The organism is Caldimonas thermodepolymerans (assembly GCF_015476235.1).
Taxonomy (GTDB): Bacteria; Pseudomonadota; Gammaproteobacteria; order Burkholderiales; family Burkholderiaceae_C; genus Caldimonas; species Caldimonas thermodepolymerans.
Genome location: NZ_CP064338.1, coordinates 654918 through 677187 on the forward strand (window position 1 = coordinate 654918; position 22270 = coordinate 677187).

The following is a 22270-nucleotide window of genomic DNA, read 5'->3' on the forward strand; positions in this document are numbered from 1 at the left end:
GGAGCCTGTCGTGGCCGAAGTGGCATCCGCATCGGCGCAGCCGGTGCGCCGCGTCAGCGGCAGCCACGGCACCGACCCGCGTTCGGGCCGGCGCCGCACGCTGCCGCAGCTGCTGCTCGCCCAGGCCGAACGCTATGGCGACCGTCCCTTCCTGCGCGCCAAGCGCCACGGCATCTGGCAGTCGACCAGCTGGAAGCAGGTCGTCGCGACGGTGCTGCAGCTGTCGCACGCGCTGCGCCAGCGCGGCGTGCGCGAGGGCGACGTGGTCGTGATGCTCAGCGAGAACCTGCCCGAGCTGTACCTGCTGCAGTACGCGACGCAGGCGCTGGGTGCGGCGGTGACCTGCCTGTACCCGGACGCGGCGCCGCACGAGCTGGACTACATCGTCGGCCACAGCGGCGCGCACCTGGTGGTCGCACAGGACCAGGAGCAGGTCGACAAGGCGCTGGCGCTCACCGAGCACGCGCAGCAGGTGCGCACCATCGTCTACCTGGAAGACCGCGGGCTGTGGAACTATGACGACCCGCGCCTGACGCCCTACCCGTCCCTGCTGGCCGAGGGCGCGCGCGCCACGCCCGAGGACGGGCGTGCGCTGCGCGAGCACATCGCGCAGGCCAGCGACGAGTCGGTCGCGGTGCTGTGCTACACCTCCGGCACCACCGGCAAGCCCAAGGGCGTGATCCTCACGCACCGCTACCTGACCGACAACGCCTACCGCGTGATCGCGAGCTTCGGCGTGCCCGAGCACACGGTGTACCTGAGCTACATCTCGCCGGCCTGGGCCGCCGAGCAGATCACCGGCCTGGCGCTGGGCCTGATGGCGCCGAGCATCATCCACTTCAGCGAGAAGCCCGCGACGGTGCAGGCCGACCTGCGCGAGATCGGCCCGCAGTTCCTGCTGTTCACGCCACGCCAGTGGGAGATGATGGCCTCGTCGGTGGCCGCCGCGATGCTGGATGCGAAACCCTGGCGGCAGCGCCTGGTGGACTGGGCGCTCAAGGCCGGCGCGCGGCGCGGCAGCTGGCGCGCGCGGATCGCCGAGGTGCTGGCGCTGCGCGCGATCCGCGACAACCTGGGCCTCAAGCACGCGCGCATCGCGCTGTCGGCCGGCTCGGGCATGTCGGCCGAGGTGTTCCGCCGCTTCCACGCGATGGGCGTGCCGCTGCGCAACCTGTACGGCTCCACCGAATACGGCCTGATCACCGCGCACTGGGGCGGCAGCTTCCATCCGGCCACGCTCGGGCGGCTGCTGCAGGTCGACCCGCAGGTGGGCGCGCCGCTGGAAGTCGAGGTCGGCGCCGACGAGCAGCTGCTGGTGCGCGGCGCGAGCGGCTTTGCCGGCTACTTCCGCGACGCCGCCGCGACGGCGGCCGTGCTGCGCGACGGTGCCTTCGCCACGGGCGACGCGATCCGCTTCGACGAGGGCGGGGAGTTCATCTTCCTCGACCGCGTCAAGGACCTGCGCCGGCTGGCCGGCGGCCGCCCGTTCCCGCCGCAGTTCATCGAGAACCAGCTGCGCGCCTCGCCGTACATCCGCGACGCGATCGCGATCGGCGACGCCAGCCGTCCCCACGTCACGGTGCTGATCAACATCGACCAGGCCATCGTCGGCCGCTACGCCGAAGGCCGGAGCCTGGCCTGGAGCACCTTCGCCGACCTGAGCCAGCTGCCCGAGGTGCACGCGCTGCTGCGCGAGACGCTGGTGGCGATCAACGAGCAGCTCGACGGTCATGCGCGCGTGCGCTGCTTCGCCACCTTCCCGAAGGAGCTGGACGCCGACGACGACGAGCTGACGCGCTCGCGCAAGCTGCGCCGCGACGTGATCGAGCAGCGCTACGCGGCGCTGATCGACGCGATGTATGCCGGCGCGTCCTCGTGCCCGCTGGACGTGGTGGTGCAGTACCGCGACGGCACCCGGGCGCGCGTGCACCAGGAGGTGCGCATCACACCGATCGAGGCAAGCTGAGATGGAACTGCTGCAAACCCTGTGCAACGGCGTGCTCACTGGCCTGGTCTACGGCGTGGTGGCGCTGTCCTTCGTCGTGATCTACCGCGCCTCGCGCATCGTCAACCTGGCGCAGGGCCAGGTGGTGATGGCCAGCGCCTTCTTCGTCTGGCTGTTCGTGCTCGAGCTGGGCTGGCCGCTGGGGCTGGGCCTGGTCGCGGCGCTGGCGGCCAGCGTGGCGCTGGGCGCGCTGATCGAGCGCACCGTGTTCCGCCGCCTGATCGGCCAGCCGGTGTTCACCGTGGTGATGGCCAGCATCGGCCTGCTGATCCTGCTGCAAGGCTCGGCGCAGCTGTTCTTCGGCGCGCAGACCCGGCCCTTCCCGCAGATCTTCCCGGAAGGCGCCTGGAGCGTCGGGCCGCTGCTGTTCAACAAGGCGCTGCTGATCGGCGCGGTGCTGACGCTGGTCACCAGCGAGGCGCTGCACCGCTTCTTCACGCACAGCCGCCCCGGCCTGCGCCTGGCGGCGGTGGCCGAGGACCATGTCACCGCGCTGTCGCTGGGCGTGTCGGTGCGCCAGGCCACCGCGATCGCCTGGATGCTGGGCACGGCGCTGGCGATGCTGGCCGCGGTGATCCTGCTGTCGGGCACGGTGCTGGGCCTGCAGGCTGCCGAGATCGGGCTGCGCGCGCTGCCCGTGGCGCTGCTCGGCGGGCTGGAGAGCGTGCGCGGCGCGAGCCTCGCGGGCGTGCTGGTCGGCGTCGGCGAGGCGCTGGCCTCGCGCTACCTCGACCCCCACACCGCCGGTGCCGCGTCGCTGGTGTTCCCCTACGTGCTGATGATCCTGGTGCTGCTGTTCCGTCCCCAGGGTCTGTTCGGCTGGAAGAAGATCGAAAGGCTCTGACCCATGAGTGCCGTCCTGCCCTCCGGTGTCTTCTTCGAACGCTACGCCGCCGAGCGGGCGCTGGTGCGCACCGGCCCGCAGTGGGTGGCGCTGGCGCTGTTCCTCGCGGGCCTGGCCGCGGTGCCGTGGCTGGCCAGCGACTACGTGCTGGGCGTGCTGACGCTGGCGGCCATCACGCTGGTGGCGGTGCTGGGCCTGCAGATCACGGTCGGCATGGCCGGCCTGCTCAACCTCGGCCAGTCGGCCTTCGTCGGCGTGGGCGCGTTCACCGCGGCGGCGTTGGCGGCCAAGGGCTGGAGCCCCTGGGTGTGCATCCCGGCCGCGGCCTTCGCCGCCGGCGCGGTGAGCCTGCTGTTCGGGCTGCCGGCCCTGCGCATCAAGGGCTTCTACCTGGCGCTGACCACCATCGCCGCGCAGATCATGTTCCCGATCGTGATGATCCGGCTGCCCGAGGACTGGTTCGGCGGGCTGGCGGGCCTCGCGGTCGATCCGCCGGTGCTGTTCGGCATCACGGCCGGCACGCCCGCGGCGATGTACGCGCTGTCGGTGGTGGTCGCCGCGATCGCCTTCGTCGCGACGATGAACCTGCGTCGCAGCCGCGTCGGGCGAGCCTTCCGCGCGATGCACGACAACGACATCGCCAGCTCCGTGATCGGCGTGAACCTGGCGAAGACCAAGCTGCAGGCGTTCTTCGCGGGCGCCTTCTTCGCCGGGGTCAGCGGCGCGCTGTATGCCTACTTCGTGCGCTACGTGTCGACCGAGCAGTTCACGCTGTGGCTGTCGGTCTGGTACGTGGGCATGCTGATCGTCGGCGGCCTGCACACGCCGCTGGGCGCGGTGCTCGGGGTGCTGGCGATCACCGCGCTGCACGAGCTGGTCCACGCCGCGGGCAACGTCGCGCTGGCGGGCCTGACCAACGTCAGCGGCGGCACCGTGTTCGCGATGACCAACGTGGTGCTGGGCGGCGTGATCTTGCTGATGCTGCTGTTCGAGCCGCTGGGCCTGGCACACCGCTGGGCCCTGCTGAAGGCCAGTTACCGGATGTGGCCCTATCCGCACGGCTAGGGCGACCGGGGGGAGCGTGCCGACCGGCAGCCGACAGAGCGGCCGGCGGCGGTGATCGAGCGCGGGCCCCGCGGCCCGCACGCCAAAGAGGAGACACGACGTGATGAACCTGCCTATCCCGAGCGTGGCCCGCCACGCCTTCGCTGCCGCCGCGCTGGCGGCCGGCCTGTGCGGTGCGGCGCAGGCGCAGCCACACCAGTACACGATCTCGGTGTCGCTGGACTACACCGGCCCGTTCGCCAACGTGATGGACAGCTGGTGGGGCGGCCAGCAGTCGGTGTTCGACTGGTGGAACGACACCCGCGGCAAGCAGCTCGGGGTCAAGCTCAACGTCAAGACCCACGACATGCGCTATGACCCCAGCATGGTCGCGCGCACCTGGCCGCAGGTACTGTCGCAGGACAAGCCCATCGTCTTCCTCGGCATGGGCACGCCGGACCTGATCAGCCTGATGAAGCGCCTGCCCAACGACAAGGTGCCGATGATCATGGGCACCGCGATGCTGGGCCCGCTGTGGACGCCCGACGGCTGGCACTTCTCGTACCGGCCGACCTACTCGCACGAGTTCGCGGGCCTGTTCGCCCACCTGCAATCGAAGCTGGGCGAGAACCGGCCGCTGCGCATCGGCACCGTCAGCACCCAGGGCCTGGCCGGCTGGGTCGACCAGGTCAACGGCGTCGTGGCCCTGGCCAAGACCTATCCGGACCGATTCCAGGTCGTCAGCTCCCAGTGGGTGGATCCGCAGCCGATCTCGGTGACCAACCAGGTGCGCGAGATGGCCAAGGAAAAGCCCGACGTGATCCTGGTCGGCACCAACACCGCACAGGTGGTCGCGACCGCCAAGGCGCTCAAGGAGCTGGGCCTGAAGATCCCCATCGTCACCTCGTCGCACAACGGCCTCAACGAGGCGGCCAAGGCCATCGCGCCGGCCGACCTGGAGGGCAGCTATTCGGTGTTCGCCTTCGCGCCGTACAACGACCCGAGCGTGAAGGTGGCCGAGATCTTCGCGAAGTACAACAAGACCAAGGGCACCTGGGGCATCACCTCGGCCCAGACCGCCGGCCAGGCACTGCTGGCGCTGGCCGCGATCGAGCGAGCGGTCGCCAAGGTGGGCGCGGACAAGCTCAGCGGCCAGGCCGTCTATGACGCGCTGCTGGCCGGGCCCTTCGAGGCGGACCAGTTCCTCGGCCTGCTGCCGCCGGTGGCGCTGACCCGCGAGGCGCCGTTCCCGACCGAGCGCCTGGCGGTCAAGGCCATGACGATGAAGAACGGCCAGCTCGAGGCCGTGTCGACCGACTGGATGCCGGTGCCGGCGCTGGCGAAGTGGTGAGCATGACGGCCCTCGATGCCGCCGCAGGGGCGCCGCCCGGACCCCTGCTGGCGCTGCGCAACGTCGACGTGGTGTTCGACGGCGTGATCCAGGTGCTGCGCAGCCTGAGCCTGGAGGTGATGCCGGGCCAGGTGGTCGCGCTGATGGGCGGCAACGGCGCGGGCAAGACCACCACGCTGAAGGCCGTCTCCAGCCTGCTCGCGGCCGAGCGCGGTGCGGTCACGGGCGGCCACGTCTGGTTCGCCGGGCAGGAGATCACCAACGGCGACCCCGGCGCGGTGGTGCGCGCCGGCGCCGTGCAGGTGATGGAGGGGCGGCGCGTGCTGCACCACCTCACGGTCGAGCAGAACCTGCGCGTCGGCGCGCACTTCCGCACCGACCGGGCCGAGGTCGCGGCCGACCTGGAGGCGGTCTACCGCTACTTCCCGCGCCTGAAGGACCTGCGCGAGCGCACCGCCGGGTTCCTCTCGGGCGGCGAGATGCAGATGCTGCTGGTCGGCCGCGCGCTGATGGCGCGTCCCGTGCTGCTGCTGCTCGACGAGCCCTCGATGGGGCTGGCGCCGCGCATCGTGCACGAGCTGTTCGAGCGCATCGCCGAGATCCGCCACGAGCGCCGCATGAGCGTGCTGCTGGTCGAGCAGAACGCGCGTGCCGCGCTGCGCATCTCCGACTACGGCTACGTGATGGAGAACGGCCGCATCGTGCTGCACGGCACGCGCGAGGACCTGGAGCGCAACGAGGACATCCGCGAGTTCTACCTCGGCCTGGGCGGCGCCGACGGCCGGCGCAGCTACCGCGAGGTCAAGCACTACAAGCGCCGCAAGCGCTGGCTGGGCTGATGGCGCGGCTGCACGAGTTCCTGCGCGGGCTGCGCGTGGTGGACCTGTCGCGCTACCTGCCCGGGCCGCTGGCCAGCCTGCTGCTGGTGGACCTGGGCGCCGAGGTCGTCAAGGTCGAGCCGCCGGGCGGCGAGCCGATGCGCCAGCTCGGCCCGCGCACCGCCGACGGGCAGGGCGCCTGGCACGCGGCGCTCAACGCCGGCAAGCGCATCGTCGAGCTGGACCTGGCCACCGGGGCCGGGCGAGATGCGCTGCTGGACCTGCTGGCCGGCGCCGACGTGCTGATCGAATCGTTCCGCCCCGGCGTGATGGCGCGCCTGGGGCTGGCGTTCCCGATGCTGCGCGAGCGCTTCCCGCGCCTGGTGTGCGTGTCGCTGTCCGGTTACGGACAGGACGGGCCGCTCGCCCAGGCCGCGGGCCACGACAACAACTACCTGGCGCAGGCCGGCCTGCTGGCGGGCGTGGGCCCCGCGCCCGAGGTGCCGACGCTGGTGTGGCCGCCGCTGGCCGACTGCCTGGGTTCCATGTTCGGGCTGTCGGCGCTGCTGGCCGCGCTGCTCGCGCGCGAGCGCAGCGGCCAGGGCTGCCACATCGACATCGCGCTCGCGGACGTGGCCTCGCCCTGGCTGACGCTGGGCCTGGCCAGCCTCGCCGCCGGCGAGCCGCCGCGCCGCGCGCAGGGGTTGCTGGACGGCGGCTGGGCCTGCTACGGCATCTACCGCACGGCCGACGGCCGCGAGGTCAGCCTGGGCGCGGTCGAGCCCAAGTTCTGGGCCGCGTTCTGCCAGGCGGCCGGCCGGCCGGATTGGATCGCGCGCCAGGACGAGCCGCTGCCGCAGCAGGCGCTGCGCGCGGAGGTGGCGGCCTTCTTCGCCGGCCTGAGCGCGGAAGACCTCGAGCGGCGCTTCGCGGGGGTGGACTGCTGCCTCGCGCGCGTGCTGACGCTGGAGGAAGCCTGCGCCTCGGCGCACGCCCAGGCGCGCCAGCTGGTGCGGCGCGGCCAGGACGGCGGGCTGCAGGCGCTGTTCCCCGCCTGGGTGGATGGCGCGCCGCCCGAGGCGCGCGGGGCGATGCGGCGCGGGGAACCGGGCTAGCGGGACGCCCGGGCGCGCGCGGGGCTCACTCGCCCTCGCCGAACTTGTCGTTGATCAGCGCGACGAGCGCGTCCATGCAGGCCTGCTCGTCGGGGCCTTCGACCTCGATCTCGACCTCGCTGCCCATGCCGGCGGCCAGCATCATCACGCCCATGATGCTCTTGGCGTTGACGCGCCGGCCGTTGCGGCTCATGAAGACGTCGCTGCGGAAGCTGCCGGCCAGCTTGGTGAGCTTGGCCGAGGCCCGGGCGTGCAGGCCCAGCTTATTGCTGATGGTGATGGTGGTCTTGATCATGTCCGGGAGGGAGGGCCTGGTTCTGCGGGCGCGGGGCTGCCACCTGCATCACGCCCTGGGTGGCGCCGGTGACGGCGCGCGCGACCAGGGTGTCCAGCGGCTCGCGCTGGTAGCACAGGGTGCGCCACAGCATCGGGACGTTCGCGCCGGCGACGACCTTGACCGACACGCCGTCGGCCAGGCGCAGCGCGATGTTGCAGGGCGTGGCGCCGAACACGTCGGTGAGGATGAGCGCGTCCGGGTTGCGCACCTTGGCCAGCAGGGTGCGCGCCTGGGCTTCGACCTGCTCCAGCGGTGCGTCGGACGGCACGTCCAGCGCCTCCAGCGTGGCCGCGCAGTCGGGATAGGTGTGCGACGCGCAGGCCTTGAGCGCGCTGGCCAGCGGAGCGTGGGCAATGATCAGGATGCCGGACATGGAACGCGGATTATCGTTGCACTGCACAAGTCCGGGGAGTTACGTAGGCGACACGCCACACGCGCGTGCGAAAGGCGTCGCGTTCAGGGGCGTCGCAGCCCGGCCAGGAAGGTGGCGACCGGCTCGTCCTCGGGCTGCGCGCCGATCACGCTGGCCTGGAACACCCGGGTGCCATGGGCGAACAGCACCAGCTGCTGGGCCAGTGCGCCGCCGTCGGGGCGCCGGCCCTGCACCGACAGGCGCAGTGCCGCGGGGTTGGGCGTCATGCCGGGCACCTCGGCCGGGCCGAGCAGGGTTTCCTGGCCGTCCAGGTTGGCCGAGGCCGCGGCGCGCAGCGCCTCCAGCGCCGGGGTGACGCGCGCCGGGTCGTCCAGCTCGGCGTAGGTCAGCGCGAAGGTCATCCCGCCGGTGGTGCAGGCATACAGCATCATGCGCGTCGGCGTCCCGGCCAGCGGCACGGTGCGGGCGTGGGTCAGCGGCTTGCAGGGGAACAGCGCCTCGATGCCGCTGTCTTCCGGGCGCACCTGGCGCCAGTCCAGCGTGGGGCTGCAGGCGGCCAGCAGCAGCGCGGCGGCCAGCGCCGCCGCCCGGCCGGTGGGGGCAGGTTTCATCGGCGTGATTATCCCCGCGTGCCGGCCGACAATGCGCTGGGCATGGCGATGCGGGGCCCTGGCCCCGCGGGACACACGAGGAGGACTGGACATGGCCGATTTCGTCCTGGTGCACGGCGCCTGGCACGGCGCGTGGTGCTGGCAACGGGTGCTGCCCGGCCTGTGGCGGGCCGGGCACCGCGCCTGGGCGGTCTCGCTGACCGGCGTCGGCGAGCGCAAGCACCTGATGGGCCCGTGGATCACGCTGGCCACGCACGTGGAGGACGTCCTCAACGTGCTGGAGGCCGAGGAACTGCGGGATGCGGTGCTGGTGGGCCACAGCTACGCCGGCATGGTGATCACCGGCGTGGCCGACCTCGCCCCCGAGCGGGTCGGGCAGCTGGTCTACCTGGATGCGGTGGTGCCGCTGCCCGGCGAGAGCTGGTCCAGCGGCCACGGCCCCGAGACGCAGCAGCAGCGCCGCGAGCAGATCGCCCGCCAGGGCCTGCTGCCGCCGGCCGACCCGGCGTTGTACGGGCTGCAAGGCGAGGACCACGCCTGGGTCGCGCGGCGCCAGACCCCGCAGCCGGGCGGGGTGTACGACAGCCCGCTGCATTTCGATCCGCAGCGGGTGTCGGCGCGTCCCCGCACCTTCGTCGACTGCACCCGCCCGGCGCTGCCGACCATCGACACGTCGCGTCGCCGGGTGCGCAGCGAGCCCGGCTGGCGGGTGGTCGAGCTGGAGACCGGGCACGACCCCATGGTCAGCGCGCCGCAGGCGCTGCTGCAGGTGCTGTTGTCGCTCGCGTGAGGCGCCCCTCGCGGTGCGATCTGTACCGTGCGCCACTTGTTCGGGGGATGGTGGCCGGAGGCGGGGTGTCGAATACTGTCACATCTGTAGCAATTTATTTCGGCGCCTGTCATGGATCTTTCCGAGCTGTCCCCGCATGAGGTGGCTGCGCTGACCCCGCCCGGCGGCAAGGAGGCTGCGCCTTCGGGCCAGCCCTGGACCGCGCTGGTCGCGCAGGTGGGGGAGGAGATCGCCGGGCCGCTGACCGCGGTGCTCGAGCGGGTCGATGCCTTCGCATCGACCGGCGCGATCGACCGCCAGGGCCTGCGCCGGCTGCGCGAGGAGGTCGAGCAGGCGCGCCGGGTCGGCATCGCCTGCCAGCAGATCGCCCGCTTCGCCTGCGGCAGCGTGCGCCAGGCCCCGGAGCGGCTGCACCTGACCCAGGCCCTGCAGGCCGTGCTGGCGCAGCGCAGCGGCGACCTGCACGCGCACGGCATCGAGATGCGGCAGGCGTTGCAGCCGATCGAGGTGATCGTCGACCCCACCTTGCTGTCCACGCTGCTGGACACGCTGGTCGACTGGATGCTGGCGCACGCGAAGTCCGCGGCCGAGCTGCGGCTGGACATGAAGCCGTGGCCGGCGCAGGCACGCTTCGTGTGCCGCTTCCACCACATGCCGCCGGACCTGCATGCCGACCTTGCCGCGCTGGCGGGGCCGGGCCGCGAGGTGCTGGACGACATGCACTGGCAGCTGCTGCGCCACGCCGCCGCGGCGATGGGGCTGGTGGTGCGGCGCAGCGTGCGCGAGGCGCGCGTCGAGCTGACGCTGGAGTTTCCCCGCACGGTGGCCGACCAGCTGCCGGGCCTGACGGTGCTGGAGGACGACGAGAAGGCCTTCCCGTCGACGATGAACTCGCAACCGCTGGCGGGCAGCCACGTGCTGGTCGTCGCCTCGCGGCGCGAGGTGCGCGTGCAGGTGCGCGAGGCGCTGCGCCACATGGGCCTGCTGCTCGATTTCGTCAACTCGGTCGGGGAGGCCGCCGCGTTCTGCAGCGAGGCGGTGCCGCACGCGGTGATCTTCGAGGCGCTGCTGCGTGGCGAGCGCTTCAACCGGCTGCGCGCCGACCTGCTGCGTCAGGCCCCGGACCTGGTCTTCATCGAGATCATCGAGGAAGGCGCGATCTTCGAAGTCTCGGGCGTGGGCAACTCGTCGGTGGCGCGCATCGGGCGCGACGCGGTGCCGACCTCGCTCGCCTCGGCGGTCGAGTTCGAGCTGCTCAAGGCCCAGCAGTGAGCGCCGGCGCCTACAGGGCGCCGAACACCTTGCGCAGGATCGCGCTGCCGGTGCCCACCGGGTCGCGCCGGATCTTCTTCTCTTCCTCGCCGATCATCAGGAACAGCCCGTCCAGCGCCTTGCCGGTGACATAGGGCTCGATGCGCGAGGACTGCGCGTCGACGATGCCGAAGCGCCCGGCACGCTCGACCACCTCGTTGTACTGGCGCGCCAGCCCGACCTTCTGGGTCGCGCGGGTCACGACGGGCAGGAACTTCTCGCCCAGCGGCTCGCGGGTCTTGCGCGAGAAGAAGTCGGTCACCGAGGTTTCGCCCCCGGTGAGGATCTGCTTGGCGTCGGACACGCTCATCGACTTCACCGCGTTGACCAGCAGGGCCTTGGCCTCCGGCACCGCGGCCTCGGCGGCGCGGTTCATCGTGGTCTCCAGCTCGTCCAGCCGCTTGGACAGGCCGAAAGTGCGCAATATGCCCGCGGCATCCTGCAGGTAACCGGGCAGCGGGATGCGAACTTTCGGGTTGCCGAGGAATCCATCCGTGCGTCCCAGCAGGTTGACGGCGGCCACGGCCCCGCGCTCCAGCGCCGTGCGCAACCCGGCCGTGGCGTCTGCATCGCTCAGGTCGGCCAGCGACAAGGCCCAGGCCGGCAGCGTGGCCGTACAACCCCAGCCGGCACCGGCGGCCAGCATCCACGTAAACTTGCGTCGATCCACGGAGTGCTCCATGAAGAAAACCACCTATCTTGCCGCTGCGGCCGTGGCCCTGGCAATCGGCGCCGCAGGCTATTTTGCCCTCGGCCAGCGCGAGACCGCGCCGGACGTGAGCTACGTGCTGCTCGACGGCACGCGGCAGAACTTCAGCGACCTCAAGGGCCAGGTGGTGCTGGTCAACTTCTGGGCCACCAGCTGCGTCACCTGCGTCAAGGAAATGCCGCAGATGGTGCAGACCTACCAGAAATACCGCGACCGCGGCCTGGACTTCGTCGCCGTGGCGATGAGCTACGACCCGCCGGCCTACGTCGACAACTTCGCCAAGACCCGCCAGCTGCCGTTCAAGGTCGCGATCGACAACACCGGCGAGATCGCCAGGCGCTTCGGCGACGTCAAGCTCACCCCGACCACCTACCTGCTCAACAAGCGTGGCGAGGTGGTCAAGCGCTACGTCGGCGAGCCGGACTTCGCCGCGTTGCACCAGCTGGTCGAGCAGCTGCTGGCCGAGACCTGAGCCCTCAGCCCTCGGCTCGCACGCCGACCACCGCGGCCCCGACGATCAGCGCCGCCGCCGCGGCGATCCAGCCGCTGAAGCCGCGCCCGGTGGCCAGCACCAGCAGCACGGTCGACGCCAGCGGCGTCAGGTAGCTCAGCACCCCGATGCGGCGCGGGTCGCCGCGCTTGAGCGCCACGTCCCACAGGAAGAAGGCCGCACCCAGCGGCCCCAACCCCATCGCCGCCACCAGCGCCCAGTCGCGCGCCGACAGGCTGGCCGCCGGCTCCAGTGCCACGTGGCAGGCCAGCGACAGCACCCCCGACACCAGCCCGAACAGCCCGATCGCCGCGGTCGGGAAGGCCGCCACCCGCTTGGTCAGCAGCGAGTAGCTGGCCCAGATGAAGGCCGAGCCCAGCGCCGGCAGGTAGCCCCAGGACCACGCCCCGGACAGTTCGCGCCCGCCGACGATGGCCAGCGCCGCACCGGCGAAGCCGGCCAGGGCCGCCACGACATGCACCGCGCGCAGCCGCAGGCCGGGCAGGAACAGCGGCGCCATCACGACGATCAGCAGCGGCCACAGGTAGTTGACCAGGTTGGCCTCCACCGGGGGCGCGTGGCGCAGCGCGATGAACAGCAGGAAGTGGAAGCCGAACAGGCCGTAGACGCCCAGCAGCAGGGTGGGCGCCGGCACGCGCCAGTCGCGCCAGCGCGGCCAGGCCGGCACGCTGCCGACCAGCAGCGCCAGCCCGGTCAGCAGGAAGGGCGGCACATGCGACAGGGCCACGCCGAGCGTGGCCAGCAGCGCCCACAGCGCGATCGCGCCCAGGGCGCAGAGGGTGGAGCGGGTCTGCGACGGGTTCGACATGGGCCGCGAGCATACGCGCGCGCGGGGCTTGGCGTCGTCGCGCGGCACCGGCGCATCGTCGCGCGGCGCCGGTCGTGCGCGCCCTTCAGCCCGCGCGCCGCAACGCCGCGGTCAGCGCCGAGGGCGAGCGGTAGCCGCAGCGCTCGGCGATGCGCTGCACCGGCCAGCCCGCGGCGCGCAGCCGGCGCGCCAGCGCCAGGCGCCTGCGGCGCACGTAGGCGATCGGCGCGAGGCCATGGGCCTCGACGCAGCGCGCCGCGAACTGCGAGGGGCTCAGGCAGGCCAGCGCGGCCAGCTGGGCGACCGCGATCGGCGCGCCCAGGTGGGCGTCGATCCAGGCGTCGATCGCCTCCCAGTCGATGCGCCGCGCCGTCGTGCGCGGCAGCGCCTGCGGGGCCGCGGGCAGGGCGGCCAGCAGCATCGCGGCGGCCGGGGCCTGCCAGGCCTCGGGCAGCGCCGGCTGCGCGGCGAGGAAATGCAGCAGGTGCTGCGCCGGCGCGTCCAGCGCCAGCGCGCGGCCGGCCAGGGCGGCGAGCGCGGGGTGCTGGTCTGCCGCGCAGTCGAGCACCAGGCAGGCGCTGCCGGCGGCCGACCAGAAGTCGTGGCGTTCGCCCGGGGCGATCACGACGGCGTCGCCGCGCCGCACCCGCAGGCCGCGGCCGCCCACCTCGAGGTCCAGCGCGCCCTGCCAGCCCCACAGCACCTGGACGTGCGCGTGGGCGTGGCTTCCCTTGGAGTGGCCGTAGCGGCGCAGGCTGAGGGCGGGGGTGGACACGGCGGCAGGCGATCGGGCGGATGCGCCACTGTAGCGCGGCGCGCCCGCGTCCGGGAGGGCCCGGGCGCGTCGCCGGGCGGGCCTCAGCGGCCCTGCAGCACCCCGTGCGCCTGCTGGTCGGCGTGGTAGCTCGAGCGCACCAGCGCGCCGACGGCGGCGTGGGTGAAGCCCATCTCGTAGGCCTTTTCCTCGAACATCCGGAACGTGTCCGGGTGCACGTAGCGGCGCACCGGCAGGTGGTGGCCGCTGGGGGCGAGGTACTGGCCGATGGTGATCATGTCGATGTCGTGGGCGCGCATGTCGCGCATCACCTCGAGGATCTCCTCGTCGGTCTCGCCCAGGCCCACCATCAGGCCGCTCTTGGTCGGCACGTGCGGGGCGAATTCCTTGAAGCGCTTGAGCAGGTTCAGGCTGTACTGGTAGTCCGAGCCGGGGCGCGCTTCCTTGTACAGGCGCGGCACGGTCTCGAGGTTGTGGTTCATCACGTCCGGCGGCGCGGCCTTGAGGATCTCCAGCGCGCGGTCCATGCGGCCGCGGAAGTCGGGCGTGAGGATCTCGATGCGGGTCTGCGGAGACCGCTCGCGCACCTGGCGGATGCACTCGACGAAGTGCGCCGCGCCGCCGTCGCGCAGGTCGTCGCGGTCCACGCTGGTGATCACGACATAGCTCAGCTTGAGCGCGGCGATGGTCCGGGCCAGGTTGACCGGTTCGTCCGGGTCCAGCGGGTCGGGGCGGCCGTGGCCCACGTCGCAGAACGGGCAGCGGCGGGTGCACTTGTCGCCCATGATCATGAAGGTGGCCGTGCCCTTGCCGAAGCATTCACCGATGTTCGGGCAGGAGGCTTCCTCGCAGACCGTGTGCAGCCGGTGCTCGCGCAGGATCTGCTTGATCTCGTAGAAGCGCGTGGTCGGCGAGCCGGCCTTGACGCGGATCCAGTCCGGCTTCTTCAGCTGTTCGGCCGGGACGACCTTGATCGGGATGCGCGCCGTCTTGGCCTGGGCCTTCTGCTTGGCGGTCGGATCGTATTCGGCCGCAGCCTGCGGCTGGTGCACGACGTTCGGGGTGGACATCACGGGATCTCCGGTCTCGCCCCGGCAGGCTGCCGGGCGTCAGGGGCTCAAGTGCGTCGCCAGGCGCTCGCCCAGGCGAGCGGCGGCGGTGCCCCAGTCAGTGGAAACCCCGAGTGTATCCAAGTCGATGGTCTTCAGCCCCGCATACCCGCAGGGGTTGATGCCGTCGAAGGGGCTCAGGTCCATCTTCACGTTGAGGGCGACGCCGTGGTAGGTGCAGTGCTGGGTGACCTTGATGCCCAGTGCCGCGATCTTGCCCAGCCCGGCGAACGGGTCCAGGCCGGGGCCGGTCGGGAGGGCGTGCCCGCGCGGGTCGGCCAGGTTCACGTAGATGCCCGGCGCGCCGGCCACGCGGTGCCCGGTGATGCCGTAGCTCTCCAGGGTCTGCAGCACCGCCTGCTCGAGGCGGAACACGTATTCCTTGACGTAGATGCCGAGCCGGCGCAGGTTGAGCAGCGGATAGGCCACCACCTGGCCGGGGCCGTGGTAGGTCACCTGGCCACCGCGGTTGGTCTGCACCACCGGGATGTCGCGCGGGTTCAGCAGGTGCTCGGCGCGGCCGGCCAGGCCCAGCGTGTAGACCGGCGGGTGCTCGCACAGCCACAGCTCGTCGGGCGTGTCGTCGGTGCGCGCGGCCGTGAAGGCGCGCATGGCGTCGTAGGTGGGCTCGTATTCCACGCGGCCCAGGACTCGGATCTGCATGCGGGAGGCGGCGGACATGTCGCGTAGCCGGGCAGTCTACCCGTCCCGGCAAAACCCCCGGTCGGCGCGGCGAACCCGGCGCGGCCGCGGCGCTCCAAGCAGGATCCCCCTTTCCGGAAGGAGCCGCCATGGAGACGCGTTCCGTCCCCGCGCGCTGCGGCGCGCTGATCGCCGGCCTGCTGGCTGCGGGCGCCGTGCAGGCGCAGGTGGCCGGGCCCGGTGCCCCGCCGCCCTCGGGCGCGGGCATCACGCCCCAGGCGGTGCAGCAGTTCCTGGCCGAGCGCCAGGAGGTCGAGGCCGCACTGGCCGCGCATGCCGCCGGCCGGCTGCGCGAGGCCGAGCAGCGCTTCGGCGCGCTGGCGCGCCAGGGCAACGCGCTGGGCCGCTACAACCTGGCGATGATGCACGTGCTGGGCGAGACGGCGCAGCCCGACCTGCAGGCCGCGGTGCAGCTGCTGGAAGCCTCGGCGCAGCAGGGCTTCGTGCGCTCCGAATACGCGCTGGCCCAGATCTACGAGCTGGGCGTGACCGGTGCGCCCGACCTGCCGCGCGCGGTGCAGTGGCTGCTGCGCGCCGCCGAGCACGGGCACCCGGACGCGCAGCTGGCGCTGGCCACGGCCTACTACCTCGGGCGCGGCACGGCGCAGGACCTGCCGCAGGCGGCGCGCTGGTACCGCATCGCCGCGCAGGGCGGCGACGTGGGCGCGCAGTACCTGATCGCGTCGATGTACGAGGCGGGCTACGGCGTCGCGCAGGACCTGCGCCTGGCGCGCTACTGGTACGAGGCCGCGGCGAGGAACGGCGACGCCGCGGCGCCGCACAAGGTGCGCGAGATCGACGCGCGCCTGAAGGCCGCGGCGGACGAGTGAGCCGGCCGGCTCAGAGCACGACCTTGACCAGCGGGTGCGAGGTCAGCGCCCGGTACAGGTCGTCGAGCTGCTCGCGGCTGGTGGCCGTCACGGTGAGGGTCAGGCCCAGGTAGTTGGCGCTGCGGCTCGGGCGCATCTCGATGGTGGCCGGGTCGAACGCCGGGTCGAAGCGCATCGCCACCTCGGCGATGGCCTGCGCGAAGCCGTCGACGTTGGCGCCCATCACCTTGATCGGGAAGGCGCTCGGGTACTCGATCAGCGACTGGTCGGGGGGAATGGGGCGGTTCATATCGATTGCACGGCCTTGGCGTGCTGGTAGGCCTCGTACAGGCGGGCATAAACCGGGCCCGGCTTGCCCCGGCCGGCGCCGTGGCCGACCGGCTCGCCGTCCAGGCGCGTGACCGGCAGCACTTCCTTGGTGGCCGAGGACAGGATGATCTCGTCGGCGACGTTGACCTCGGTCTCGGTGATCGGGCGCAGGTTGAAGCCGATGCCCAGCTCCTCGCACAGCTCGGCGATCAGCTCGTAGCGGATGCCTTCGAGCACGTGCTCGCTCTTGGGCGGGCCGAGCACCGCGCCTTCGTGGACGATCCACACGTTGCTCGACGAGCCTTCGGTCAGGTAGCCGTTGCGGAACAGGATGGTCTCGACGGCACCCTGGTCGGCCGAGATCTGGCGCGCCAGCACGTTGCCCAGCAGCGAGATCGACTTGATGTCGCCGCGCTCCCAGCGGAAGTCGCGCGCGGTGACACAGGCCACGCCGTGATGGCGCTGCTCGGGGCTGGGCGGCTTGAGCGGGCTGGTCATCATGAACACGGTGGGCGTGAGCCCGGTGGGCATCACGTGGTCGCGCATCGCCACGCCGCGCGTGACCTGCAGGTACAGCAGCTGGTCGGGCGCGCCGAAGCGCTGGGCGTGGTCGGCGATCAGCCGGCGCATGCGCTCCAGCCACTCGGCCTCGGTGTGCGGGTTGGGGATGCGCAGCTTGGCCAGCGAGCGCTCCAGCCGCACCAGGTGCTGGCGCAGCCGGAACAGCCGTTGCCCGTAGACCGGCACCACCTCGTAGACCCCGTCGCCGAAGATGAAGCCGCGGTCCAGCACCGAGACCTTGGCGTCGCACAGGCGCAGGTAGTCGCCGTTCAGGTAGCACAGGCTGTCGGGCAAGGCTTGCATGGGCTTCCTCCACCGGGGCGGTCTGCCCGCAGGTTACTTGATCCAGAGCCGGATGGCATCCCAGGCACGCCCGAAGATGCCGGCTTCCTTGACCGGATCCAGCACCACCAGCGGCACCTCGGCCAGCAGGTTGTTGCCGTAGACGACCTTCAGCTTGCCGACCGACTGGCCCTTGGCGAGCGGCGCGACCAGCGGGTCGATGCGCTCGACCTGCGTCTTGACCTTGTCGGCGTCGCCCTTGGGCACGGTGACGTACACCGGCGCCGGGCTGCCCAGCTTGACCTCGGAGTCGGTGCCCTTCCAGACCGGCGGCGTCACGATGGCCTGGTTGGCATCGAACAGCTTCAGCGCGTCGAAGGCCTGGTAGCCCCAGTTGAGCAGCTTCTGGCTCTCGCTGGCGCGCGCTTCCATCGAGGTGGTGTTGAGCACCACGGACAGCAGGCGGCGCTTGCCGTTCGGGAATTCGCGCTGCGCGGTGGCGATCAGGCAGTAGCCGGCCGCGGCGGTGTAGCCGGTCTTCATGCCGTCGACCGACGGGTCGCGGCGCAGCAGCAGGTTGCGGTTGGGCTGGGTGATGTTGTTGAAGCGGTACTCCCGCATCGAGTAGAGCGGGAAGAACTCGGGGAAGTCGGTGATGATGCGCGAGGCGATCGTCGCCAGGTCGCGCGCCGTGCTCACGTGCCCGGGTTCGGTGATGCCCGTGACGTTCTTGAACGTGGTGTTCTTCAGGCCCATGCGCTGGGCCTCGCGGTTCATCATCTCGACGAAGGCTTCCACCGAGCCGGCCACGCCTTCGGCCAGCGCGACCGCGGCGTCGTTGCCCGAGACCACGATCATGCCCTTGAGCAAGTCCTCCACCGAGACCTGCATGCGCGGCTCGATGAACATCACCGAGGCGCCGCCCTTGCGCTCGTCCCAGGCGCGCACCGACACCGGCAGCCGCTGCTCCAGCGAGATCTTCTTCTCGCGCACCGCGCCGAATACCACGTAGGCGGTCATCAGCTTGGTCAGCGAGGCGGGGTCGGCCGGGGCATCGGGGTCGCGCGCGGCGAGGATCTGGTTGCTCGTCATGTCGAGCAGCAGGTAGGAGCGCGCCGCCACCTCGGGCGGTTGCAGCTGGGCCCGGGCGCTGGCGGCCGTGCCCAGGCCGATGGCCACGGCCAGGCAAAGGGAAAAGAGTCGTTTCATTCGTTCAGCAATGACGGGACAGTGGGGGCGGCGGCCGGCTCAGGCCAGCGCGCGCACCACGAGGTTCTTCAGCAACGGCAGCTGCCCGTGGAAGAAGTGCCCGACCCCGGGCACCACCACGACGGGAAGGCTCTGCGGCCGCGCCCAGTCGAGGGTGGCCGCGAGCGGCACGACATCGTCCTGCTCGCCGTGGATCACCAGCGTCCGGGCGGGGACCTCGGCCACTTCGAAGTTGCGCGTGGCCGGGCCGACCAGCACCAGGTGGGCGACCTGGTCGTGCCCGACGCGCCGCGCCGCCTGCGAAGCGACATAGGCCCCGAAAGAGAACCCGGCCAGCGCCAGAGGTTCCCCGTCGCGCCGGTAATGCACGATCACGGCCATCATGTCGTCGATCTCGCCGCGTCCTTCGTCCCACTGGCCGGCCGATCCACCGACGCCGCGGAAGTTGAAGCGCGCGGTCCGCCAGCCCTGCTGCACGAAGGCACGCGCCACGGTCTGCACGACCTTGTTGTCCATCGTGCCGCCGTGCAGCGGGTGCGGGTGGGCGATCACGGCCAGCCCGCGGGCGCCCTGGCGCGGGCCGTCGAGCGCGCATTCCAGCGCGCCGGCCGGCCCGGCGATGGTCTCGCGTTCGGTCTGCGCGTTCATCGGCTCAACGCCCCAGGTGCGGCGGGGTCAGCAGGCGCTCGACCACCTGGCCGTTCTTGAGGTGGGAATCGACGATCTCGTCGATGTCGTGCGTGTCGACGTAGGTGTACCAGACCGCTTCGGGGTAGACCACCGCGACCGGGCCGCCGGCGCAGCGGTCCAGGCAGCCGGCCTTGTTGACCCGCACCTTGCCCGGGCCGGCCAGGCCCTCGGCCTTGACGCGGCGCTTGCAGTGATCGAAGGCTTCCTGGGCGTGGTGGTCGGCACAGCAGGCTTCGCCGTTGTCGCGCTGGTTGAGGCAGAAGAAGATGTGGCGCTCGTAATAGCTCATTGGAGGATTCTAGGCCGCGGCCGGCGGCGTCCCCCGCTCAGGGCTTTTCGGCGCGCGCGACGGTGCGCCCGATCAGGTACAGCAGCACCGCGTACGGCCACAGCCAGCCGACCCACTGCGCGATGCCGTGGAAACGGATGAAGCGGCCCTGTTCCCAGTTCTGCAGGCTGGAGGCGAAGTACGGGTCGGCCGGCGCCTCGTGGACCAGCGCGATCATCGCGGTCACCGCGACCAGCCCGAGCGCGGCGGCCAGCCGGCGCGGCACCGCGACCAGCAGCAGCGCCGCGACGAGGCCGACGATCCAGCCCGCCGGGGTGGCCAGCGTGACCCAGGCCAGGGCGTGGTCGGGCCCGAAGCTCAGCGCCGTCGACAGCGTGGTGGCGCCGAAGCCCAGCAGCGCGGCGCCGGCCACCAGCACCAGGCGGCGCCAGCCGCGCGGCGTCACCGCGTAGGCCAGCAGGCAGGGCACCAGCAGCCCGAGCGCGATGCCGACCATCTCGACCCCCGGCGGCAGCGGCGGGGCGATCGCGTCGTCCGGGGGGCCGATCCAGCCGTCCCAGGGCGTGCCGGCCAGCGCGCCGAGCAGCGCCTCGTGCAGGAGGTTGCCGACCCGGCCGAGCCCCAGCGGCACCGGGGTCGGGAACAGCAGCGCGGCCGGCCAGGACACCAGCAGCGCCAGCCCGCCCGCGCTCTGCGGCACGAACCAGCGGTCACGCAGCTGCTGCCAGCGACCCACCCAGCCGAGCGCGGCGACCAGCACCGCGAGCAGCGCCCCGGCCAGCGTGCCCAGGGCGTTCAGCCCCCAGTCGACGTTGGAGGGCACGCGCGCGGGCAGGTAGTTCTGCAGCAGCTCCATCGTGCCGGACAGCAGCGTGCCGGCCAGGGTGGCGAGGCCGGCCGCGGCCCAGCGCGGGCGGCCGGTGCGCAGCAGGGCGCCGCAGGCCAGCGCGCCGAAGGGCAGGTAGCCGAGCAGGTTGGAGATCAGGTCGAAGCGGGTCCACCAGCGCGGCCAGGGGGCGACGACGAAGGCGAAGGGGCTGATGGCGGGGACGCGCCAGCCGGTGAACGGGTACAGGCTGGCGTAGACGATCAGCGCGGCGTACAGCGCGGCCAGCGGGGCCAGCGACGTGCGGTGCGGCGCGGTCGTCATGGACGGCCGGCGGCGCTAGAAAGGCTTGACCACCACCAGCACGACCGCCAGCAGCAGGGCGATGACCGGCGCCTCGTTGAACCAGCGGTACCAGACGTGGCTGCGGCGCTGGTTCAGCTGCTCGAACTCGCGCAGCAGCTTGCGGCAGTAGTGGTGGTAGCCGACCAGCAGCACGACGATGGCCAGCTTGGCGTGCATCCAGCCGCTGCCCGGGCCGCGCCCGATGCCGTAGCCCAGCCACAGCCACAGCCCGAACACCAGCGCGGGGACCATCAGCAGGGTCATGAACCGGTAGAGCTTGTGCGCCATCAGCAACAAACGCTCACGTTCGGCGTGGCTGTCTGCGGGCACCATGGCCAGGTTGACGAAGATGCGCGGCAGGTAGAACAGGCCGGCGAACCAGCTGACCACGAAGACGATGTGCAGGGCTTTGATCCAGAGCATCGCGCGATGATAACGAGCCGGCAGTCCCCGCCGCGACCCGCCCGGGAGCGGTTTCGTCAAGAAAAAAGCCCCAGTCGACGACTGGGGCTGCAAAGCCTTAACGCTGTCATCACGGTAAGGCACCTGCTCAGGGAGGAAAAGCAGGGAATGACGCGCCTGGCGGCGTATCATTCACATGTAACTTTACCAGAACACAGATTTCATTTCACAACCGGCGCCACGCCGGTGGGGTATGGAAAACACCAGCTTTTTCCTGCCCTTGGCTGCTGTTACAGGACGGTTCCCTTGCGCACTCCCCCCGCTTTTCCCGCTGCCCGGCCGCGCCGCCTGCGCCGTGACGAGTTCACCCGCCGGTTGGTGCGCGAGGCCTCGCTGTCGGTCGACGACCTGATCTACCCCGTGTTCGTGCTGGACGGCCAGAAGGTCGCCCAGGACGTGCCTTCGATGCCGGGCGTGCGCCGCCTGAGCCTGGACCTGCTGCTGCCGGTGGCCGAACAGTGCCTGGAGCTGGGGGTGCCGGTGATGGCGCTGTTCCCGGCCATCGATCCGGCGCTCAAGACGGACGACGGCCGCGAGGCCTGCAACCCCGACGGCCTGGTGCCGCGCGTGGTGCGCGCGCTCAAGGAGCGCTTCCCCGAGCTGGGCGTGCTGACCGACGTGGCGCTGGACCCGTACACCACCCACGGCCAGGACGGCTTGGTCGACGCCACCGGCTACATCCTCAACGACGAGACCGTCGAGGTGCTGGTGAAGCAGGCCCTGGTGCAGGCCGAGGCCGGCGTGGACATCGTCGCGCCGAGCGACATGATGGACGGGCGCATCGGCGCGATCCGCCAGGCGCTGGAGGCCGGCGGCCACATCCACACCCGCATCATGGCCTACAGCGCCAAGTACGCGAGCGCCTTCTACGGGCCGTTCCGCGACGCGGTGGGCTCGCGCAGCAACCTGGGCCGCAGCAACAAGAAGGTCTACCAGATGGACCCGGGCAACAGCGACGAGGCGCTGCGCGAGGTCGCGATGGACATCGCCGAGGGCGCCGACATGGTGATGGTCAAGCCCGGCCTGCCGTACCTGGACATCGTGCGCCGCGTCAAGGACGAGTTCCGCGTGCCCACCTTCGCTTACCAGGTCAGCGGCGAGTACGCGATGCTCAAGGCCGCCGCGGCCAACGGCTGGCTGGACCACGACGCCGTGATGATGGAGTCGCTGCTGGCCTTCAAGCGTGCCGGAGCCGACGGCGTGCTGACCTACTTCGCGCTGGAAGCGGCGCGCCTGCTGCGCCGCGGCTGACGC

26 protein-coding genes are annotated in these 22270 nt (G+C 71.7%); 11 read left to right on the top strand and 15 right to left on the bottom strand.

Annotated features, from left to right (window positions below; translation table 11 throughout):
- Positions 1-10 precede the first annotated feature (10 nt).
- The 6 genes from IS481_RS03180 (at position 11) to IS481_RS03205 (ending at position 7177) form a co-directional block, all read left to right on the top strand.
- Entirely contained in the window at positions 11-1966 is a 1956-nt protein-coding gene (locus tag IS481_RS03180; protein WP_165908649.1) for an AMP-dependent synthetase/ligase, read from the top strand.
- A gap of 1 nt (position 1967) precedes the next feature.
- Entirely contained in the window at positions 1968-2849 is an 882-nt protein-coding gene (locus IS481_RS03185; RefSeq protein ID WP_104357179.1) for a branched-chain amino acid ABC transporter permease, read from the top strand.
- A gap of 3 nt (positions 2850-2852) precedes the next feature.
- Positions 2853-3914, top strand: coding sequence for a branched-chain amino acid ABC transporter permease (locus IS481_RS03190; protein ID WP_104357180.1), 1062 nt, complete (start codon positions 2853-2855; stop codon positions 3912-3914).
- A gap of 103 nt (positions 3915-4017) precedes the next feature.
- The gene (locus IS481_RS03195) at positions 4018-5244 is read left to right on the top strand and encodes an ABC transporter substrate-binding protein (RefSeq protein ID WP_104357181.1); all 1227 of its coding nucleotides are present in this window, start codon (positions 4018-4020) and stop codon (positions 5242-5244) included.
- Positions 5245-5246: 2 nt separating this feature from the next.
- Positions 5247-6083, top strand: coding sequence for an ABC transporter ATP-binding protein (locus IS481_RS03200; RefSeq protein WP_165908648.1), 837 nt, complete (start codon positions 5247-5249; stop codon positions 6081-6083).
- On the top strand, positions 6083-7177 hold the full coding sequence (locus IS481_RS03205; protein ID WP_104357182.1) for a CaiB/BaiF CoA transferase family protein: 1095 nt from the start codon (positions 6083-6085) through the stop codon (positions 7175-7177). Before IS481_RS03200 ends, IS481_RS03205 begins: the two co-directional genes overlap by 1 nt.
- A 25-nt stretch (positions 7178-7202) precedes the next feature.
- Here the strand turns inward: IS481_RS03205 and IS481_RS03210 are convergent, their stop codons facing one another.
- The 3 genes from IS481_RS03210 to IS481_RS03220 all read right to left on the bottom strand — a co-directional run bounded on the left by IS481_RS03210 (position 7203) and on the right by IS481_RS03220 (position 8498).
- Positions 7203-7472 carry an HPr family phosphocarrier protein gene (locus IS481_RS03210; RefSeq protein WP_104357183.1) on the bottom strand — a complete coding sequence of 90 codons (270 nt, stop codon included), beginning with the start codon at positions 7470-7472 and terminating at the stop codon, positions 7203-7205.
- On the bottom strand, positions 7441-7887 hold the full coding sequence (locus IS481_RS03215) for a PTS sugar transporter subunit IIA (protein WP_104357184.1): 447 nt from the start codon (positions 7885-7887) through the stop codon (positions 7441-7443). The genes IS481_RS03210 and IS481_RS03215 overlap by 32 nt, the downstream gene beginning before the upstream one ends.
- Before the next feature lie 83 nt (positions 7888-7970).
- Positions 7971-8498 (bottom strand): hypothetical protein, encoded by a 528-nt coding sequence (locus tag IS481_RS03220; protein WP_104357185.1) that lies wholly within the window; start codon positions 8496-8498, stop codon positions 7971-7973.
- A 91-nt stretch (positions 8499-8589) separates the two neighbouring features.
- Between IS481_RS03220 and IS481_RS03225 the strand changes: the two genes are divergently transcribed.
- Together IS481_RS03225 and IS481_RS03230 are read left to right on the top strand one after the other, a co-directional pair.
- Positions 8590-9288 carry an alpha/beta fold hydrolase gene (locus IS481_RS03225; RefSeq protein ID WP_104357186.1) on the top strand — a complete coding sequence of 233 codons (699 nt, stop codon included), beginning with the start codon at positions 8590-8592 and terminating at the stop codon, positions 9286-9288.
- A 111-nt stretch (positions 9289-9399) separates the two neighbouring features.
- Entirely contained in the window at positions 9400-10560 is a 1161-nt protein-coding gene (locus IS481_RS03230) for a hypothetical protein (protein ID WP_146079527.1), read from the top strand.
- 10 nt (positions 10561-10570) lie between these two features.
- On the opposite strand, the gene IS481_RS03235 is transcribed toward IS481_RS03230, so the two are convergent.
- A complete protein-coding gene (locus IS481_RS03235) occupies positions 10571-11269 on the bottom strand; it encodes a DUF4197 domain-containing protein (protein WP_419186847.1) in 699 nt (232 codons plus the stop codon).
- 10 nt (positions 11270-11279) lie between these two features.
- Between IS481_RS03235 and IS481_RS03240 the strand changes: the two genes are divergently transcribed.
- Complete coding sequence (locus IS481_RS03240) at positions 11280-11780, top strand: TlpA disulfide reductase family protein (protein ID WP_104357189.1); 501 nt, start codon at positions 11280-11282, stop codon at positions 11778-11780.
- 4 nt (positions 11781-11784) lie between these two features.
- Here IS481_RS03240 and IS481_RS03245 read toward each other — a convergent pair whose 3' ends face one another.
- The 4 genes from IS481_RS03245 to lipB form a co-directional block, all read right to left on the bottom strand.
- Positions 11785-12627, bottom strand: a complete 843-nt coding sequence (locus IS481_RS03245) for a DMT family transporter (RefSeq protein WP_104357190.1) — start codon at positions 12625-12627, stop codon at positions 11785-11787.
- 85 nt (positions 12628-12712) lie between these two features.
- Positions 12713-13402 (bottom strand): helix-turn-helix domain-containing protein, encoded by a 690-nt coding sequence (locus IS481_RS03250; protein ID WP_104357191.1) that lies wholly within the window; start codon positions 13400-13402, stop codon positions 12713-12715.
- An 83-nt stretch (positions 13403-13485) separates the two neighbouring features.
- Positions 13486-14472, bottom strand: coding sequence for a lipoyl synthase (gene lipA, locus IS481_RS03255; protein WP_104357192.1), 987 nt, complete (start codon positions 14470-14472; stop codon positions 13486-13488).
- Between the two features lie 39 nt (positions 14473-14511).
- A complete protein-coding gene (gene lipB / locus IS481_RS03260; protein WP_104357255.1) occupies positions 14512-15174 on the bottom strand; it encodes a lipoyl(octanoyl) transferase LipB in 663 nt (220 codons plus the stop codon).
- Between the two features lie 128 nt (positions 15175-15302).
- On the opposite strand from lipB, the gene IS481_RS03265 reads away from it, so the two are divergent.
- Entirely contained in the window at positions 15303-16043 is a 741-nt protein-coding gene (locus tag IS481_RS03265; RefSeq protein ID WP_104357193.1) for a tetratricopeptide repeat protein, read from the top strand.
- 10 nt (positions 16044-16053) lie between these two features.
- Here the strand turns inward: IS481_RS03265 and IS481_RS03270 are convergent, their stop codons facing one another.
- From IS481_RS03270 to IS481_RS03300, 7 genes are read right to left on the bottom strand one after another with little or no spacing between them, the layout of a single operon-like run.
- Positions 16054-16332 (bottom strand): DUF493 family protein, encoded by a 279-nt coding sequence (locus IS481_RS03270; protein ID WP_104357194.1) that lies wholly within the window; start codon positions 16330-16332, stop codon positions 16054-16056.
- A complete protein-coding gene (locus tag IS481_RS03275) occupies positions 16329-17216 on the bottom strand; it encodes a D-amino acid aminotransferase (protein ID WP_104357195.1) in 888 nt (295 codons plus the stop codon). The genes IS481_RS03270 and IS481_RS03275 overlap by 4 nt, the downstream gene beginning before the upstream one ends.
- A 33-nt stretch (positions 17217-17249) precedes the next feature.
- Positions 17250-18404 (bottom strand): D-alanyl-D-alanine carboxypeptidase family protein, encoded by a 1155-nt coding sequence (locus tag IS481_RS03280; protein ID WP_104357196.1) that lies wholly within the window; start codon positions 18402-18404, stop codon positions 17250-17252.
- Positions 18405-18443: 39 nt separating this feature from the next.
- Positions 18444-19052 carry an alpha/beta hydrolase gene (locus IS481_RS03285; protein ID WP_104357197.1) on the bottom strand — a complete coding sequence of 203 codons (609 nt, stop codon included), beginning with the start codon at positions 19050-19052 and terminating at the stop codon, positions 18444-18446.
- Between the two features lie 4 nt (positions 19053-19056).
- Positions 19057-19383, bottom strand: a complete 327-nt coding sequence (locus tag IS481_RS03290) for a (2Fe-2S) ferredoxin domain-containing protein (RefSeq protein WP_104357198.1) — start codon at positions 19381-19383, stop codon at positions 19057-19059.
- A 37-nt stretch (positions 19384-19420) separates the two neighbouring features.
- Positions 19421-20533 (bottom strand): VanZ family protein, encoded by a 1113-nt coding sequence (locus IS481_RS03295; RefSeq protein ID WP_104357199.1) that lies wholly within the window; start codon positions 20531-20533, stop codon positions 19421-19423.
- A gap of 15 nt (positions 20534-20548) precedes the next feature.
- Positions 20549-20977, bottom strand: coding sequence for a CopD family protein (locus IS481_RS03300; RefSeq protein ID WP_104357200.1), 429 nt, complete (start codon positions 20975-20977; stop codon positions 20549-20551).
- Positions 20978-21262: 285 nt separating this feature from the next.
- Here IS481_RS03300 and hemB point away from each other — a divergent pair, with 285 nt between their 5' ends.
- A complete protein-coding gene (hemB, locus tag IS481_RS03305) occupies positions 21263-22267 on the top strand; it encodes a porphobilinogen synthase (RefSeq protein ID WP_232529444.1) in 1005 nt (334 codons plus the stop codon).
- Positions 22268-22270: the final 3 nt, after the last annotated feature.